The 15,591-nt window shown below is 74.5% G+C and carries 14 protein-coding genes; 5 read left to right on the top strand and 9 right to left on the bottom strand.

Going from position 1 to position 15,591, the window contains the following annotated elements; all coding sequences use genetic code 11:
- Positions 1–13: 13 nt before the first annotated feature.
- Both ISOVA_RS13985 and ISOVA_RS13990 read left to right on the top strand, forming a co-directional pair.
- A complete protein-coding gene (locus ISOVA_RS13985) occupies positions 14–853 on the top strand; it encodes an NAD-dependent protein deacetylase (protein WP_041295516.1) in 840 nt (279 codons plus the stop codon).
- Positions 854–863: 10 nt separating this feature from the next.
- A complete protein-coding gene (locus ISOVA_RS13990) occupies positions 864–2,441 on the top strand; it encodes a phytoene desaturase family protein (RefSeq protein WP_013839856.1) in 1,578 nt (525 codons plus the stop codon).
- Between the two features lie 78 nt (positions 2,442–2,519).
- Here ISOVA_RS13990 and ISOVA_RS13995 read toward each other — a convergent pair whose 3' ends face one another.
- Together ISOVA_RS13995 and ISOVA_RS14000 are read right to left on the bottom strand one after the other, a co-directional pair.
- Complete coding sequence (locus ISOVA_RS13995) at positions 2,520–2,918, bottom strand: hypothetical protein (RefSeq protein ID WP_013839857.1); 399 nt, start codon at positions 2,916–2,918, stop codon at positions 2,520–2,522.
- A 55-nt stretch (positions 2,919–2,973) separates the two neighbouring features.
- The gene (locus ISOVA_RS14000; protein WP_041295517.1) at positions 2,974–3,405 is read right to left on the bottom strand and encodes a nucleoside deaminase; all 432 of its coding nucleotides are present in this window, start codon (positions 3,403–3,405) and stop codon (positions 2,974–2,976) included.
- Positions 3,406–3,564: 159 nt separating this feature from the next.
- On the opposite strand from ISOVA_RS14000, the gene upp reads away from it, so the two are divergent.
- Entirely contained in the window at positions 3,565–4,200 is a 636-nt protein-coding gene (gene upp / locus ISOVA_RS14005; protein WP_013839859.1) for a uracil phosphoribosyltransferase, read from the top strand.
- Positions 4,201–4,220: 20 nt separating this feature from the next.
- Here the strand turns inward: upp and ISOVA_RS15725 are convergent, their stop codons facing one another.
- Complete coding sequence (locus ISOVA_RS15725; protein WP_013839860.1) at positions 4,221–8,084, bottom strand: sigma-70 family RNA polymerase sigma factor; 3,864 nt, start codon at positions 8,082–8,084, stop codon at positions 4,221–4,223.
- A 172-nt stretch (positions 8,085–8,256) separates the two neighbouring features.
- Between ISOVA_RS15725 and ISOVA_RS14015 the strand changes: the two genes are divergently transcribed.
- Complete coding sequence (locus ISOVA_RS14015) at positions 8,257–9,024, top strand: hypothetical protein (RefSeq protein ID WP_013839861.1); 768 nt, start codon at positions 8,257–8,259, stop codon at positions 9,022–9,024.
- A 55-nt stretch (positions 9,025–9,079) separates the two neighbouring features.
- Here the strand turns inward: ISOVA_RS14015 and ISOVA_RS14020 are convergent, their stop codons facing one another.
- The 5 genes from ISOVA_RS14020 to dnaK all read right to left on the bottom strand — a co-directional run bounded on the left by ISOVA_RS14020 (position 9,080) and on the right by dnaK (position 13,691).
- Positions 9,080–9,388: a DUF1540 domain-containing protein gene (locus ISOVA_RS14020; RefSeq protein ID WP_013839862.1), complete on the bottom strand. Its 309-nt coding sequence runs from the start codon at positions 9,386–9,388 to the stop codon at positions 9,080–9,082.
- A 196-nt stretch (positions 9,389–9,584) separates the two neighbouring features.
- Positions 9,585–10,031, bottom strand: a complete 447-nt coding sequence (locus ISOVA_RS14025) for a heat shock protein transcriptional repressor HspR (RefSeq protein ID WP_013839863.1) — start codon at positions 10,029–10,031, stop codon at positions 9,585–9,587.
- A 55-nt stretch (positions 10,032–10,086) separates the two neighbouring features.
- Complete coding sequence (locus tag ISOVA_RS14030) at positions 10,087–11,097, bottom strand: DnaJ C-terminal domain-containing protein (protein ID WP_013839864.1); 1,011 nt, start codon at positions 11,095–11,097, stop codon at positions 10,087–10,089.
- A gap of 108 nt (positions 11,098–11,205) precedes the next feature.
- Positions 11,206–11,811, bottom strand: a complete 606-nt coding sequence (grpE, locus tag ISOVA_RS14035) for a nucleotide exchange factor GrpE (RefSeq protein ID WP_013839865.1) — start codon at positions 11,809–11,811, stop codon at positions 11,206–11,208.
- Positions 11,808–13,691, bottom strand: a complete 1,884-nt coding sequence (gene dnaK, locus ISOVA_RS14040) for a molecular chaperone DnaK (RefSeq protein ID WP_013839866.1) — start codon at positions 13,689–13,691, stop codon at positions 11,808–11,810. Before dnaK ends, grpE begins: the two co-directional genes overlap by 4 nt.
- Positions 13,692–13,941: 250 nt before the next feature.
- Between dnaK and ISOVA_RS14045 the strand changes: the two genes are divergently transcribed.
- Complete coding sequence (locus ISOVA_RS14045) at positions 13,942–14,838, top strand: trypsin-like serine protease (protein WP_013839867.1); 897 nt, start codon at positions 13,942–13,944, stop codon at positions 14,836–14,838.
- A 72-nt stretch (positions 14,839–14,910) separates the two neighbouring features.
- Here ISOVA_RS14045 and ISOVA_RS14050 read toward each other — a convergent pair whose 3' ends face one another.
- On the bottom strand, positions 14,911–15,582 hold the full coding sequence (locus tag ISOVA_RS14050; protein ID WP_013839868.1) for an O-methyltransferase: 672 nt from the start codon (positions 15,580–15,582) through the stop codon (positions 14,911–14,913).
- Positions 15,583–15,591: the final 9 nt, after the last annotated feature.

Below are 15,591 nucleotides of genomic sequence, written 5' to 3' on the forward strand. Positions count from 1 at the left end.
CCCGCCGGACGCCGTGGTGCACCACGGCACGGTGGACGACGCCGTGCGCGTGCTCGCGGGGCGCACGATCACCGCGCTCACGGGCGCCGGCGTCTCGACCGACTCGGGGATCCCCGACTACCGGGGGCCGGACTCGCCGCCGCGCAACCCCATGACGTACGAGCAGTTCGTCTCCGACGAGGACTTCCGCCGGCACTACTGGGCCCGCAACCACGTCGGCTGGCAGCACGTGCGGCGCACGCACCCCAACGCCGGGCACCGCGCGCTCGCGCGGCTCGAGGAGCGCGGCGTCGTGCACGGCGTCATCACGCAGAACGTCGACCTGCTCCACGAGGAGGCCGGCTCGCGCAACGTCATCGACCTGCACGGCCGCTACGACCGCGTGGTGTGCCTGCAGTGCGGGCGCGTGATCTCGCGCGCGCACCTCGCCGAGCGGCTCGACGCGCTCAACCCCGGCTTCCTCAAGTCGGTGCTCCAGGGCGGCACGACGGTCGCGGACGTCGAGATCGCGCCCGACGCCGACGCCGTCGTCGAGCAGACCTCGCACTTCCGGCCCGCGCCCTGCGAGTTCTGCGGCGGGGTGCTCAAGCCCGAGATCGTCTACTTCGGCGAGAACGTGCCGCGCGAACGGGTCGAGCGCGCGTACGCGATGGTCGACGCCGCCGACGCGTTGCTCGTCGCCGGCTCCTCGCTCACCGTGATGAGCGGGCTGCGGTTCGTGCGGCACGCCGCGAAGCGCGAGAAGCCGATCGTCATCGTCAACCGCGGCGAGACGCGCGGCGACCCGCTCGCGACCGTCAAGGTCGACGCGGGCGTGACCGAGACCCTGACCGAGCTCGTCGAGCGGCTCTGAGGGAGGCGGCGTGCTCGACGCGGTGGTGGTGGGCTCCGGGCCGAACGGCCTGGCGGCGGCGGTGACGCTCGCCCGCTCCGGGCTGGGCGTCACGGTGCTCGAGGCCGAGGACACCGTGGGCGGCGGCGCCCGCACGCTGCCGCTCGGGCTCGCGGACGGCGTCGTGCACGACGTCTGCTCGGCCGTGCACCCCATGGCGTGGGCGTCGCCGTTCTTCCGCGCGTTCGACCTGCCCGCGCACGGCGTCGAGCTGCTCACGCCCGAGGTCTCGTACGCGCAGCCGCTCGACGGCGGGCGCTCCGCCGTCGCGTACCGCTTGCTCGACGCGACCGCCGAGCGCCTGGGGCCCGACGGCGCCGCGTGGCGCGCGCTCCTCGGCCCGCTCGCGCGCGAGTGGGAGGCGGTCGCGGCCGTGGCGCTCGGCGACAAGCGGTCCGTGCCGCCCGGGCTCGGGCGGGTCGGCGCGCTGGCGGCCGTGGCCCGGTACGGGCTCGCGCTGCTCGAGCAGGGCACGCGCGCCTGGGGCGTGCGGTTCGACGGCGACGAGGCACCCGCGCTGCTCACCGGCGTCGCGGCGCACACCATCACGCGGCTGCCGTCGCTCGCCGGCGCGGGCACCGCGCTGCTGCTGGGTGCGCTCGCGCACGCCTCCCCCGTGTCAGAAAGGCAGTGGGCTGGAGCCCACCAGGCTTCTGACACCAAGCGGGTGCCCGGCGAAGTGTCAGAAAGGCAGTGGGCTGGAGCCCACCAGCTTTCTGACACGGGGTTCGACGGCGGGTGGCCGCTCCCGCGCGGCGGCTCGGGCGCGATCGTGGCGGCGCTCGTCGCCGACCTCGAGGCGCACGGGGGCACCGTGGTGACCGGGCACCGCGTGCGCTCGCGCGCCGACCTGCCCGCCGCGCGCGCCTACCTCTTCGACACGACGCCGCGCACGCTCGTCGACGTCCTCGGCGACGACCTCACGCCCGCGCTGCGCAGCGCGCTCACGTGGTTCCGGCACGGCGACGCCGCGGCGAAGGTCGACTTCGTGCTGTCGGGGCCCGTGCCGTGGGCCGACCCGGAGGTGGGCCGCGCGGGCACGGTGCACGTCGGCGGGACGCGCGCGGACCTCGCCCGCGCCGAGTCCGACGTCGCGGCCGGGCGCCACCCCGAGCGGCCCGTGTGCCTCGTGAGCGACCCGACCGTCGTCGACCCCTCGCGCGAGCACGGCGGGCTGCGGCCCCTGTGGACGTACGCGCACGTGCCGGCGGGCTCGGACGTCGACATGACCGAGGCGGTGACCGCGCAGGTCGAGCGGTTCGCACCCGGCTTCCGCGACGTCGTCGTCACCTCGCGGTGCACCCCCGCGGCCCGGCTCGCCGAGCACGACGCGAACTACGTCGGCGGCGACATCGCCGCGGGCGCCGTGTCGATGTGGCAGATGATCGCGCGGCCGACGGCGCGGCCCGACCCCTACGCGGCGGGCGGCGGCGCCTACCTGTGCTCGTCGTCGACCCCGCCCGGGCCCGGCGTCCACGGGATGGGCGGCTGGCACGCGGCGCGGCGGGCGCTGCGCGACGTCTTCGGCGTCCGGGTCACGCCCCTGTGAGCGGCGTGCCCGTCCCCAGCCACACGGTGCGGCGCGTGCGCAGGTCGGTGACCCCGCCCCGCCCGGACGGCGACGTCGTCACGACCCGCCCGCCCGGCCGCAGCAGCGTGTCGGTGTAGCGCGTCGCACGAGGTCCGCGGTGGTCGCGGCAGCAGCCCGCGACCTGCTCCCCGGGTGCGCGCGGCGCGTCGAGCGGCCCGGCCGGCGCGCCACGGCGGCGTCGAGGATGGAGGCGAGCCAGCGCCGGTCCGGGTCCTCGCGCTGCTCCGCCGTGAGCGTCGGCCCGCCGGCCCGGTAGTGCACGACGGCGGCACGCGCGGCCGCGCCGATCTCTCGCGGCTCGGGCTCGATCGCCGCGAGCAGGCCTGCGTGGGCGCCCGGGTCGGAGTACGCCGAGTGCCGGGCGTACTCGTCGTGCGTGGGAGCCGTCGCGGCGGCCGGCGCCGCGGCGACCGGGCCGAGACCTGGAGCGTCCATGCCGTGATGACCTCCGTCGTCGGGCGAACTCATCGCCACCTCACCCGGGACGGGGTCAGCGCCGGGACTCGAAGAAGTCGCGCAGCACCGCGCCGCACTCCTCCTCGCGGACGCCGCCGACCACCTCGACCTCGTGGTTGGCCCGCTGGTCGCGCACGAGGTCCCACACGGAACCGGTCGCGCCGGCCTTGGGGTCCCAGGCGCCGAGCACGAGCCGCCGCGCGCGCGCCGCCACCAGCGCGCCCGCGCACATGACGCACGGCTCGAGCGTGACGACGAGCGTGCACCCCTCGAGCCGCCACTCCCCGCGCGTCGCGGCCGCCTGCCGCAGCGCGAGCACCTCGGCGTGCGCGGTCGGGTCGCCGGTCTCCTCGCGCCGGTTGCGGCCCAGGCCGAGCAGCCGCCCGTCGTCGTCGACCACCAGCGCGCCGACGGGCACGTCACCGGTGGCGAGCGCGTGCGTCGCCTCGTGGAGCGCGATGCCCATGAGCTGCTCCCACACGGTGCGGCGCTGGCTCACGGTGCGGGGCGGGAACGTCCCCGGGGCCCAGGGCAGGGCCAGCCCGCGGGCCTCGGCGTCCGACGTCACACCCCCAGGCTAACCGCGGGCAGGCCCGCCGCACCGTCGCCCCGGTACGGTGGGGCCATGCGCCTGCACGTCGCCGACCACCCCCTGGTGGCCCACAAGCTCAGCGTCCTGCGGGACGAGACCACGCCGTCCGCCACGTTCCGCCTGCTGGTCGACGAGCTCGTGACCCTGCTCGCCTACGAGGCGACGCGCCACGTGCGGGTCGAGCCCAAGGAGATCCGCACGCCCGTCACGTGGACGACGGGCGTGACGCTGAGCGACCCGAGCCCGATCGTCATCCCGATCCTGCGCGCCGGCCTCGGCATGCTCGACGGCATGACGCGCCTGCTCCCGACGGCGGGGGTCGGCTTCCTGGGCCTGCAGCGCGACGAGACCACGTACGAGGCGGTCACGTACGCGAACCGCCTGCCGGACGACCTCACCGACCGCCAGGTCTTCCTCCTCGACCCCATGCTCGCGACGGGCGGCACGCTCGTCGCGGCGATCGACTACGTGCTGCAGCGCGGCGCGCGGGACGTGACCTGCGTGTGCCTGCTCGCCGCACCCGAGGGCCTGCAGGTCGTGCAGGAGGCCGTCGGCGACCGCGTCGACGTGCAGGTGGTCGTCGCCGCCGTGGACGAGCGGCTCAACGACAAGAAGTACATCGTCCCGGGGCTCGGCGACGCGGGCGACCGCCTCTACGGCATCGTCTGAGCCCTATCGGCTGAGCGCCCTCAGCGGTGCTCGCAGGACGACACCCGCTCCCAGTGCCCGCGCGGCGTGCCCGCGGCCGTGGACGACGCGCGCGGCGACTCCGCCGCCCTGCCCTGGGCCTTGCCGGAGCCGGCGCCCTGACCCTTGCCCGCGGCCGAGCCCGAGCCGGGGTTGGCCGAGCCCGAGCGCGAGGCGCCCGAGGCCACGAACCGGTAGTTGTCGCCGCGGTAGGACGCGATCTCGCCGGGCTCGCCCGCACCTCGGCGCAGCGGCGGCGCGCACCATCCGCCGGTCCCCGTGAAGCGCTCGACGGTGAGGTCCTGCTGGCGGCCGGCCGCCGTCGCGCGGAACGTCGCGCCGTGCCGCCCCTGGACCGCGCCGGCGTCGACCGTCCGGACCTGACCCGCGGGGACCTCGACCGTCCGGTCGACGCCCGGGCCGACGACGGCGAACTCGACCGCCACGTTGGACCGCGAGTTGTCGAGCACGAGGTCGACCTCGCGCGTCGAGGTCCGGTTCCCGCCGGCGCCGGTCGCGACGGACACCTGACCGACGGCGAGGCGCGCCTCGGGCTCGGTGCGCACGCACGACGTCGCGCCGTGCCGTAGCTCGCGCTCCGCCGTGAGCGTCCGGCCCTCGTGCTCCCGGCTCAGCTGCACGACGGCGGTGCCCGGCGAGGTCGTGAGCCCGCCGGTGTCGACGGCGACCCGTGCGGCGCCGCCCGGCGCGACGTCCGCGGTGGCGGTCGCGGAGCCCCGGACGAGCGTCGCCGTCCACGCCGCGTCACCCCGGTTGGTCACGTCGGCGACGACGTGCGCCCGGTCCTCGAGGCACTGGGCCGTGAGCTTCACGTCGACGTCGGAGGCGGGCCAGCCCTCGGTGGCGCAGCTCTCGAACGCCACCCGGACGGTGCCGACGACGCGGCCGTCGGCCCGCACCTCGAGCGTCTCGGTGCCCCACGGCACGGCGACGGCGAGGACGCCGGTCTCGCCGGCGGGCACGGTCTGGGTCCGCTCGATGCCCAGGACCGTCACGGCGAACGTCGCCGGGAGGGTCGAGCGGCGGTTGTCGAGCGGGATCTCGAACCGGTGGTAGGACGCGTCGGCCGACGGGTCGAAGCGGCACTCGCCGCTCGGCTCCGCGCGGTCGCCGCCCAGGCGCGGGGCGACCGTCGCCTGCCCGTACGGGGCCGTCTTCGGCGCGGAAGGCGTCACGCCGTGCTCGGGCTGGTCGCCGTCGTGGTCGGTGACCCACCGGTAGAGCGTGAACGTGGCCTCGCCGTCGGGCACGCTGGTGCGGCCGGTGTCGGCGGTGAGCGTCGTCGTCTGGCCGGCGCCGAGACGCACAGGCGCGGCCGAGGCTCCGGCGACGATCATGCCGACCTGCATCGTCTCGTTCGTGAGGTTGGTGACGGTGCCCTCGACGCCCACGGTCCCGCCGACGTTGACGACCTTCGCCGTCGCCTCGATCTCCCACGCCGGGTCGTAGCAGTCGACCGCGCCGTGCCGGCCCGCGGGCACCTCGGTGCTGAACGTCGACCCGGCCACGCTGGCGGTGACGTGCCAGTGCGCGGGGCCGGCCGGGACGCGCAGCCCGTCGTGGACGTGCGCGCTCACGGATTGGCCGGGTGCGACGACGTGGTCCTGCGTCGACGTGCCTCCCGCGGCGAGCCGCACCGTCACGGGGCTCGACGACGTGTTGACGTACGTCGCGCGCACGACGGCGTCGGCCGTGTCGACGCCGCCCCGCGCGTCGCACGTCGCCTCGAGCGCGGCGGTCGCCGCGAGCGCCCGCTCCCACGGCACGCCGACCGTGACGGGGGCCGCGGCGGGCACGACGTGGTCGGAGCCCTCGAGCACGGGCTGGACGGACGCGCTCACGGTCCCGGCGGGCGTCGTGCCGTCCGCGACGACGCGCAGGCGCCCGGACCGGCTCTCGCCGGCGGCGAGCTCGGGCGCGAGCTCCCCGGGGCGGCACGTCCAGCGCTCGTCCCCGGCCTCGCACACGAGGTCGCCGTCGGACCCGACGACGGTGAGCCCGGCCGGCACCGCGACGTCGACCGACCAGCCGGTCGCGGCCGTGTCGCCGGTGTTCGTCACGTCGACGGGGATCCAGCCCTCGCCGGGGTTCTCGAGCACGGCGGGCGCGGCCGACGCGGCGGTGAGCTCCGCGCCGTAGCTGCTGACCGAGGTCGGGGGCAGGGCGATCGTCTCCGTCTCGAGGCCCTCGGCCCACACGTGCGCCCGGATCGGGTACTCGCCGCCGAGCCGCGCGACGACGGGGAACGCGACCGTGCGCTCCTCGCCGGGCTCGAGGGTCCCGACGGCGCACAGCACCTCGCGCTCCGCCGTCGCGACCGGGGTGCACGCGAGCATCTCGGCGCTCAGGTCACCTACGGGGACCGACGCGCCCTGCGGCGAGGTGACCGCGGCCGGGCGCAGGCCCTGCGGCAGCTCGAGGCGCACGTACGTCTCGCTCGCGACGCGGCCGCCGCCGTTCACGACCGTGACGCCGAGCGGCATCGGCACCCGCGGGGTGAGCACGACGCCCGGGTCGGCGGCGGCGAGCCGGAGGTCGGGCGGCGCCGAGATGTCGGCCGGCACCGTCGGGAGCAGGAGGTTGGAGGGCGACCCGGCGTCGTCGGTGCCGTCCGGCTCCTCCGGGACGCCGGTCGACGGCGCGCCCTGCGCGAGCGGCGCCTCGACGAGCTGCACGCCCGCGGCCGGCGCCTCGTACGGCGCGAGAGAGCTGAGCGCGGTCATGACGCCGACCGCGGCGACCGCCACGGCGCCCGCGGCGACCGCGACGCTCGCCCCGCCGGCCACGGCCGCACCGGCACCCGAGGCGCCTGCCGCACCCGCGGCCACGCCGGCCGCACCCGCCGCCGAGCCGGCGGCCGACCCTGCGGCCGACCCCGCCGCGGAGCTCGCGGCGAGCAGCGACTCGAGGCCCGCGACGCCCACGCCGGCCGTCGCCGTACCGGCGCCCGCAGCGCCCGCGCCGGCGCCCGCCGTCGCCGCCCCGGCGCCAGCACCCGCACCAGCGCCCACGAGCGCGCCCGTCGTCGCGGTGCCGAGCGGCAGCGACCCGAGCACGGCCAGGCCGGCGACACCGACCACGAGCGGCGCGACGATCGCGCGCATCCCGTGCGCGACGTCGGCCAGCTCGAGCACGAGCGTGCGGCACTCGCCGCAGCCGGCGAGGTGCTCGTCGACCTTGGCGACCTCGCGGCGCGCCAGGCCGCCGCGCACGTAGGCGCCGAGCAGCGGGTTGACGACGCGGCAGTGGTCGTCGGGCTCCTGCGTCAGGTGCTCCTGGAGGTAGCCGACGCGCAGGCCCTCGCGCGCCCGGTACGCCAGCGCGGAGACGCCGTTCGGCGTGAGCCCGAGGATGGGCGCGATCTCCGCGGGCGAGAGGTTCTCGACCTCCGTGTACCAAAGCACGGCCTGCCACCGCTCGGGCAGCGACCGGTACGCGCGCGCGACGACGGTGCGCTCGAAGCCGACGACCGCGGGGTCCTCGGGCGACTCGGTCGACCCGAGCGCGGACTCGAACGTGCCGTCGTCGTCGGTGGGGCGCGTGCGTCGGGCGCGCTTCGCGACGTCGCCCGCGAGCCGCCGCACGACGGTGAAGAGGTAGGCACGGAAGGTGAGATCGGGGCCGCCGCCGTGCTGCAGCACGCGCAGGACCCGGTCGAACGCCTCGGCGACGATGTCCTCGGCGTCGGCGCCAGTGCGGACGTACTCCCGGGCGAGCCGGCGGGCGGCCGCCGCGTGGCGCGCGTACAGCGTCCCGTACGCCTCCAGGTCGCCGCCGCGCACCTCGAGGATCAGCTCGGCATCACTGGGAGCCGAGTCCCCCGAACCTACGTAGACGTCAGTCACGACACCATGACTCTCTGCGGCGCGCCCGCCCTGTGCGAGACCGCACGGGACAGCGAAACTCTACGCGAAGATCACCCCTTCCGGCGGGGTGAATTCAGGGGAGATCGAGACCCGCCTCTCGCACGCAGGGCGGTCTCGCGTCATGATGGTCGTCCATGGAGGTCTCATCAGCATGAGCAACCTGCCGCTCGGCGGCCCGCCCCGGCAGTCCGACGTCCGGGAGCTGTGGCGCGCCACGAGCCTGGCGGAGGTCTGGCTGCGCCCCGGGGACTGGTACCACCCGGCGGTCGACGCGCTGGTCGAGGCCGTCGAGGAGGGGCGTTCGCCCGACGCCGCGGCGCAGCGGCTCGGGACGGTGCGCGGCGCGGCCGGCGTCGGGATCGGCGAGGCGCTCGACGACGTCACGTGCCTCTACCGCGCGACGGGACGGACCCTCGACGTCGAGGCGATGCGCGCGACGGCGATCGGCTGGGTGCACGGCAGGGAGAGCTTGCCGGAGCTGTCGAGCGTGCACGACCCGGCGACGGGGCTGCCCACGGGCCAGTACCTGGCGGAGCGCCTGCGCGAGACGTACGGCGTCGCCGCCCGCAGCGGCACCGACGTCACGACGACGCAGTGCCTGCTCGTCGTGGACGTCGCCGTCGACGGCCTCGACGCGTGGCAGCGCATGACGCGCTCGGCCGCCGTGGGCCGGACGCTCGACCAGGTCTTCGGCGAGGGCCACCCGATGGCGGCCGTGTCGGACGGCGTCTTCGCCGTCCTGTGCGAGCGGGGCGAGGCCATCACGCGCGTCGCGCGATCCGTGCGGCGCGTCGTCGAGCGCAACGCGGAGATCCTCGGGCTCGCGGAGTCGTTGAGGCGCCCCACCCGGGTGTGGGTGGAGCGCCTCCCCGCGACGCACGAGGGCGCGGTGCTGCTGCTGCGCCAGCTCGTGCGCTGAGAGCGCCGGGGCGCCCCGCCGGGCGCGCGGCGGTGCCCCGTTCAGCGGTGCGCCGTCAGCGCGGCGCGAAGGTCAGGCAGTCGGCGTGCCGGGGGTCGTCCGGGCCGGCGCCGACGCGGATCGACGGCGCCCCGCACTCGAGGTCGTGGTTGTGCATGCACTCGCCGCGCTGGCAGGCGCCGACGTGCGCGATGACCTTCTCGAGCCCGCCCTTGGTGCTCAGCGGGATGAACGTGGCGCACTCGGCGTCACCGGTGTGCCCGGCGACGGTGATCGCGGCCGCGTGACAGCCGTGGTGGTGGTTGTACCCGCAGCTCTCCACCGAGCACTCGGCGACCTCGGGCATGTCCATCAGCGTGCTCATGTGACTCTCCTCGCTGTCGGTCGCCGCGCGGGCGACGCGGTCGGAACGTCTCCGCACCTCGAGGATATGACCGGGAATGCCATTCTGCACAGCAGGGAAATGCATACTCGCAGCAAGTAAGGAATGCCTTGCCGAAGCGATCTCGATTAACGCAAGAATTGCTTTTCCGAAAGACGGCGCTCGGGCCCGTCGGCGGTCAGCCCCTGCGCTGGGGACGCCACAGCACGAGCGCGCCGCCGCGCGTCTGCCGCTCGACGCGCAGCTCGCTGCGTCGCACGCGGCGCCCGAGCGGGACCGCGACGACCTCGCCGCCCGTGCCGGCGGCGAAGACACGACCCTCGGCCTGGTCCCGCTCGGCCTGGATCCGCAGCAGCTCGGCCAGCTGGCGCTCGAGCACCGAGACGTGGTCCTCGAGGTCGAGGATGCGCTTGATGCCGGCGAGGTTGATGCCCTCGCCCTGGGTGAGCCGCTGCACCTCGAGCAGGCGCGCGACGTCGCGCCGCGAGTAGCGCCGTCCCCGGCCGGGCGTGCGGCGCGGCACGACGATGCCGAGGCGGTCGTACTGGCGCAGCGTCTGCGGGTGCACGCCCGCCAGCTCGGCGGCCTGCGACACGGTGAGCACGGGTGCGTCGTCGGTGGTCATTGCTGCCCTCCTCCGCGGTCGTCCTCGTGTCTCCGGGCGCGACCCTACCGGGTCGTCACCCCGCGGCCGCCCTGCGCCGCAGCTCGGCGCGGACGTCCTCGTGGTCGCTCTCGGCCGCGAAGGCCTGGAGCGCCTCCTTGGCCTTGCGGCTCAGGCGCTGCGGCACCACGACCTGCACCGTCACGAGCAGGTCGCCCGTCGCCTTCGACGTCCGCACGCCGCGGCCCTTGACGCGCAGCACGCGGCCCGACGGCGTGCCCGCCGGGACCTTGAGCCGCACGGTCTCGCCGCTCAGCGTCGGGACCTCGATCGTCGCGCCGAGCGCCGCCTCGGCGAACGTCACCGGCACGGTGACCCGCAGGTCGACGCCGTCGAGCGAGAACACCGGGTGCTCCTCGACGTGCACCGTGATGAGCAGGTCGCCCGCGGGGCCGCCGGCGACGCCCGGGCGTCCCTTGCCGCGCAGGCGGATCCGCTGGCCGTCGTTGACGCCGGGCGGGATGCGTGCCGTGATGGTGCGCCCGTCGACCATGAGCTCGACCGTCGCACCCTCGACGGCCGCGCGGAACGGCAGCGTTATCGACGTCTCGACGTCGGCGCCGCGGGTCGCCGCCGGGCCGCCGAAACCCGTGCGCCGGCCGCCCGCCGCGCCGCCCATGCCGCCGAACATCGAGCCGAGGATGTCCTCGAAGCCGGCGCCCGCCGTCTGCGAGTACCGCACGCGCGGCCCGCCGGCCGTCGGTGCGCCGCCGCCGAACATCGCGCCGAAGATGTCCTCGAACCCACCGCCCGCGGCACCGCCCGGGCCCGCGGAGAACCGTGCGCCCCCGCCGGCCATCGCGCGCAGCGCGTCGTACTGCTTGCGCTGCTCGGGGTCGGAGAGCACGGCGTACGCCTCCCCGATCTCCTTGAACCGCGCCTCCGCCGCCGGGTCGCCCGCGTTCTGGTCGGGGTGGTGCTGGCGGGCGAGCTTGCGGTACGCCTTCTTGATCGTCGCGTCGTCGGCGTCCTTGGGGACGCCGAGAGCAGCGTAGAAGTCCTTCTCGATCCAGTCCTGGCCGGTCACGACGCCTCCCTCCTCATCTCTCCTGCCTCTGTGGGCATGATTTCTGGCCTGATTCGTCCCTCTAGACGGGACATTCCGGTCCAGAAATCATGCCCACAGCGGTCTGCCTCACTCCGGTCCGACGACGCCCACGCGGGCGGCGCGGACCACCTTCCCACCGATCCGGTAGCCGGGCTCGACCACCAGGTTGACCGTGGTGGCCTTCGCCCCGGCGTCCGTCGAGTGCATGAGCGCCTCGTGCACGGTCGGGTCGAACTCCTCGCCGACCGCACCGAACCGCTCGACGCCGAACTTGGCGAGCGTCGCGTCGATCTTCTCCGCGATCGCCGCCATCGGACCGCTCAGCTCCGCGTGCTGCTTGGCGCGCTCGATGTCGTCGAGCACGGGCAGCAGCGCGCTGAGCACGTCCTGCGTGCCCTGGGCGCGCGCCATCTCCTGGTCGCGCAGCGCGCGGTTGCGGTAGTTCGTGAACGCCGCACGCTCGCGCTGGAGCGCGTCCAGGTGCTCGGCCGCCTCCGCCCGCGCGCGGAGGAGCTCGGCGCTCTCGGCCGCCTCGCCCTCGGGCTCGAAGGCCTCGGACTCGTGGCGCGCCTGCTCCGCGTCGCGCGGGGTGCCCGACTCCGGGTCGACCTTGCGCTTGTCCGTGAACTGGAAGGGGGCGTCCCCCGAGCCCTCGGCGGGCTCGGGGGTTTCCTGCGTGTTCTTGTCCGTCACTTGCGCTCGTCCTCGTCATCGACGATCTCGGCGTCGACGACGTCCTCGTCGGAGGAGCCCGTCGTCGACCCCGACGTGCCCTGGTCCTGCGTCGTGCCGGCCGAGGCGCCGGCGCCGCCCGCCTGCTGCTCGGACGCGTAGAGCGCCTGGCCGATCTTCTGCGACGACGTGCCCAGCTTCTCGTAGGCGGACTTGACCGCCTCGAAATCGTCGCCCTCGAGGGCCGACTTCACGGCGGCGACGTCCGCCTCGACCTCGGACACGACGTCGGCGGGGAGCTTGTCGCGGTTGTCCGCGATCTGCTTCTCCATCGAGTACGCGAAGGCCTCGGCCTGGTTGCGAGTCTCGGCCTCCTCGCGACGGCGCTTGTCCTCGGCCGCGTGCTCCTCGGCGTCCTTGATCATGCGGTCGATTTCCTCCTTGGGGAGGGCCGAGCCGCCCGTGATCTTCATCGACTGCTCCTTGCCCGTGCCGCGGTCCTTGGCGGACACGTGCACGATGCCGTTCGCGTCGATGTCGAACGTGACCTCGATCTGCGGGACGCCGCGCGGCGCCGGTGCGATGCCGGTGAGCTCGAACGTGCCCAGCGGCTTGTTGTCCCGGGTGAACTCGCGCTCGCCCTGGAACACCTGGATCGCGACCGACGGCTGGTTGTCCTCGGCCGTCGAGAAGATCTCGCTGCGCTTGGTCGGGATGGCCGTGTTGCGCTCGATGAGCTTGGTCATCACGCCGCCCTTGGTCTCGATGCCGAGGGACAGCGGGGTGACGTCGATGAGCAGCACGTCCTTGCGCTCGCCGCCGATGACGCCGGCCTGCAGGGCCGCGCCGACGGCGACGACCTCGTCCGGGTTGACGCCCTTGTTGGGCTCCTTGCCGCCGGTCAGCTCGCGCACGAGGTCGGCCACGGCCGGCATGCGGGTCGAGCCGCCGACGAGCACGACGTGGTCGATGTCGGAGACCGAGATGCCCGCGTCGCGGATGACGGCGTGGAACGGCTCCTTGGTGCGGTCGAGCAGGTCCTGCGTCATCTGCTGGAACTGCGCGCGCGTGAGCTTCTCGTCCAGGTGGACGGGGCCGTTCTCGCTCATCGACAGGTACTGCATCGAGATGTTGGTGCTCGTCGCGGACGAGAGCTCCTTCTTGGCCTGCTCGGCCGCCTCGCGCAGACGCTGCAGGGCGATGCGGTCCTTCGACAGGTCGACGCCCGTCGAGTTCTTCACCTGCTTGATGAGGTGCTCGACGATGCGGTTGTCCCAGTCGTCGCCGCCGAGGCGGTTGTCGCCCGACGTCGCGCGGACCTGGATCGTGGAGAAGCCGTCGTCGTCCTTGCCCACCTCGAGCAGGGAGACGTCGAACGTGCCGCCACCGAGGTCGAAGACGAGGATGAGCTCGTCCTCCTTGCCCTTGTCGAGGCCGTAGGCGAGCGCCGCGGCGGTGGGCTCGTTGATGATGCGCAGCACGTTGAGGCCGGCGATCTGGCCAGCCTCCTTCGTGGCCTGGCGCTCGGCGTCGTTGAAGTACGCGGGGACGGTGATGACGGCGTCCGTGACCGGCTCGCCGAGGTACTCCTCGGCGTCGCGCTTGAGCTTGCCCAGGATGCGGGCCGAGATCTCCTGCGGCGTGTAGGTCTTGCCGTCGATCTCCTTGGTCCAGTCGGTGCCCATGTGGCGCTTGACCGAGGAGATGGTGCGGTCGACGTTCGTGACGGCCTGGCGCTTGGCCACCTCGCCGACGAGGACCTCGCCGGTCTTGGAGAAGGCGACGACGGACGGGGTCGTGCGCGAGCCCTCCGCGTTCGTGATGACGGTGGGCTCGCCGCCCTCCAGGACGGCGACCACCGAGTTGGTGGTACCGAGGTCGATGCCGACTGCTCGTGCCATGGTCGTTCCTCCTTTGTGACGTCAGGTTGAGTCGTCTTCACTCAACCTAGGTCGCGGCGGCGGACGAGGCAAGCCGCGCGGGCCGAAGTTGAGTCCACCTCGCTCAACCTTCACGACATGCGCGCTATTCCGCCGCCCGTCGCGGACGTCGCGCCGGTGACGACGCGGCGCGGGATGCCGATACGTGTCACGGGCTACGGTGTGACGACGGTGCCACGACGCACCACCCGAACGAAAGGACGACGCAACGATGCGTATTCGTACCACCCTCGCCACCGCGGCCGGTGTCGCGGCGCTGGCCCTCGTGGCGGCGCCCGCCGCCGCCGTCAAGTACGGCGAGCCCGACGCCGGCGAGCACCCCTACGTCGGCCTCATGATCGCCTACACCTGGGCCGACGCGAACGGCGACGGCGTCCAGACCGACGACGAGCTGCGGGCCGGCTGGCGCTGCTCCGGGACCCAGATCGACGAGGACACGTTCCTCACCGCGGGGCACTGCACCTACGGGGCCGACGCCGTCGCGATCTGGTTCGCCGAGGACCTGCGCGACGTGCAGGCCGCGCGCGAGTTCGTCACGTTCGCCGGCGCCATCGACCAGGAGAGCGAGCACGCGGCCGACGCCTGGAGCTACGAGGCCGTGAGCCACCCGGAGTACGACGACGCGCTCTTCTACCTGCACGACGTCGGGGTCGTCGACGACGTCACGCTGGCGCCGGGCGTCACGTTCGAGACCTACGGGCAGCTGCCCGACCAGGGCTACTGGGACACGCAGCTCGCGACCCTCAAGAGCGACCGCGACACCTACACCACTGTCGGCTACGGCCTCCAGTGGTCCATGCCCGACAGCCAGGGCCAGGGCCGCCTGAACCAGGGCGAGTGGATCAGGCTCAAGGCGGGCGGCGAGCTCATCGGCTACCGCCAGTTCGCCGGCGGCAAGGCCAACGACGCGTACGTCGTCCTGACCAGCAACGCCCACACGGGCGGCACGTGCTCGGGTGACTCCGGCGGCCCGACGTTCGTCTCGGGCACGAGCACGGTGGTGGCGGTGACGTCGTTCGGCATGAACACGACGTGCGCCGGCACGAGCGGCCTCTACCGCATCGACACCGCGGACGACCTCGCCTGGCTGGGCCAGTTCGTCGACTGACCCTGACGGGCTCGACGGCTACGGCCAGGCGGCGTCGACCACACCTCCCCGGCACACGCCTGAGGGTGATCGTCAGCGCACGCGGGCGACGGCGAACCCGTCCCAGCCCTTCGACCCGACGGTCTGCAGCGCCGTCCCGTCCAGTCGCGGATCGCTGCCGATCGCCTGCAGGAAGGCGCGCGCGCCCCGCACGTTCGGGTCGTCGTCCGCCGCATCGGCCACACGCCCGCCACGCACCACGTTGTCCCCGACGATCACGCTGCCGGATCGCGTGAGCCGCAGCGCGAGCTCGAGGTAGGCGGGCATGTTCGCCTTGTCGGCGTCGATGAAGACGAGGTCGTACGGCTCGACGCCCTCGTCGGCGAGGCGGCCGACGACCTCGAGCGCCGGCCCGACCTCGACGTCGACCCGGTCGGCGACGCCCGCTCGCTCGAGGTTCTGCCGCGCGACGTCCGCGTGCCGCGGGTCGAGCTCCACCGTCGTCACCCGCCCCTGCGCACCCACGGCCCGCGCGAGCCAGATGGTGCTGTACCCGGCGAGCGTGCCGAGCTCGAGCACCCGCCGAGCGCCTGCGACCTGGGCGAGGAGCGCGAGGAACGCTCCCTGGTTCGGCGCGACCTCGATCTGCGGGAGGCCGTGCTCCTGCTCTGACGCGCGGGCCGCGCGCAGCGCGTCGTCCTCCTCGACCAGCTCGCCGGTCAGGAACGCGTCCACGTCACGCCACGACTGCTCCGAGATGTCCATGGCTCGATC

The sequence above is a fragment of the Isoptericola variabilis 225 genome (assembly GCF_000215105.1).
Classification (GTDB): Bacteria; Actinomycetota; Actinomycetes; order Actinomycetales; family Cellulomonadaceae; genus Isoptericola; species Isoptericola variabilis_A.

Coding starts and splice junctions, on each gene's coding strand:
- ISOVA_RS14045 (WP_013839867.1), top strand. CDS start 13,942: ATGCGTATTCGTACCACCCTCGCCACCGCGGCCGGTGTCGCGGCGCTG.
- ISOVA_RS14000 (WP_041295517.1), bottom strand. CDS start 3,405: ATGGGCATCGCGCTCCACGAGGCGACGCACGCGCTCGCCACCGGTGAC.
- ISOVA_RS14025 (WP_013839863.1), bottom strand. CDS start 10,031: ATGACCACCGACGACGCACCCGTGCTCACCGTGTCGCAGGCCGCCGAG.
- dnaK (WP_013839866.1), bottom strand. CDS start 13,691: ATGGCACGAGCAGTCGGCATCGACCTCGGTACCACCAACTCGGTGGTC.
- ISOVA_RS13995 (WP_013839857.1), bottom strand. CDS start 2,918: ATGGACGCTCCAGGTCTCGGCCCGGTCGCCGCGGCGCCGGCCGCCGCG.
- ISOVA_RS14015 (WP_013839861.1), top strand. CDS start 8,257: ATGAGCAACCTGCCGCTCGGCGGCCCGCCCCGGCAGTCCGACGTCCGG.
- ISOVA_RS14050 (WP_013839868.1), bottom strand. CDS start 15,582: ATGGACATCTCGGAGCAGTCGTGGCGTGACGTGGACGCGTTCCTGACC.
- ISOVA_RS14020 (WP_013839862.1), bottom strand. CDS start 9,388: ATGAGCACGCTGATGGACATGCCCGAGGTCGCCGAGTGCTCGGTGGAG.
- upp (WP_013839859.1), top strand. CDS start 3,565: ATGCGCCTGCACGTCGCCGACCACCCCCTGGTGGCCCACAAGCTCAGC.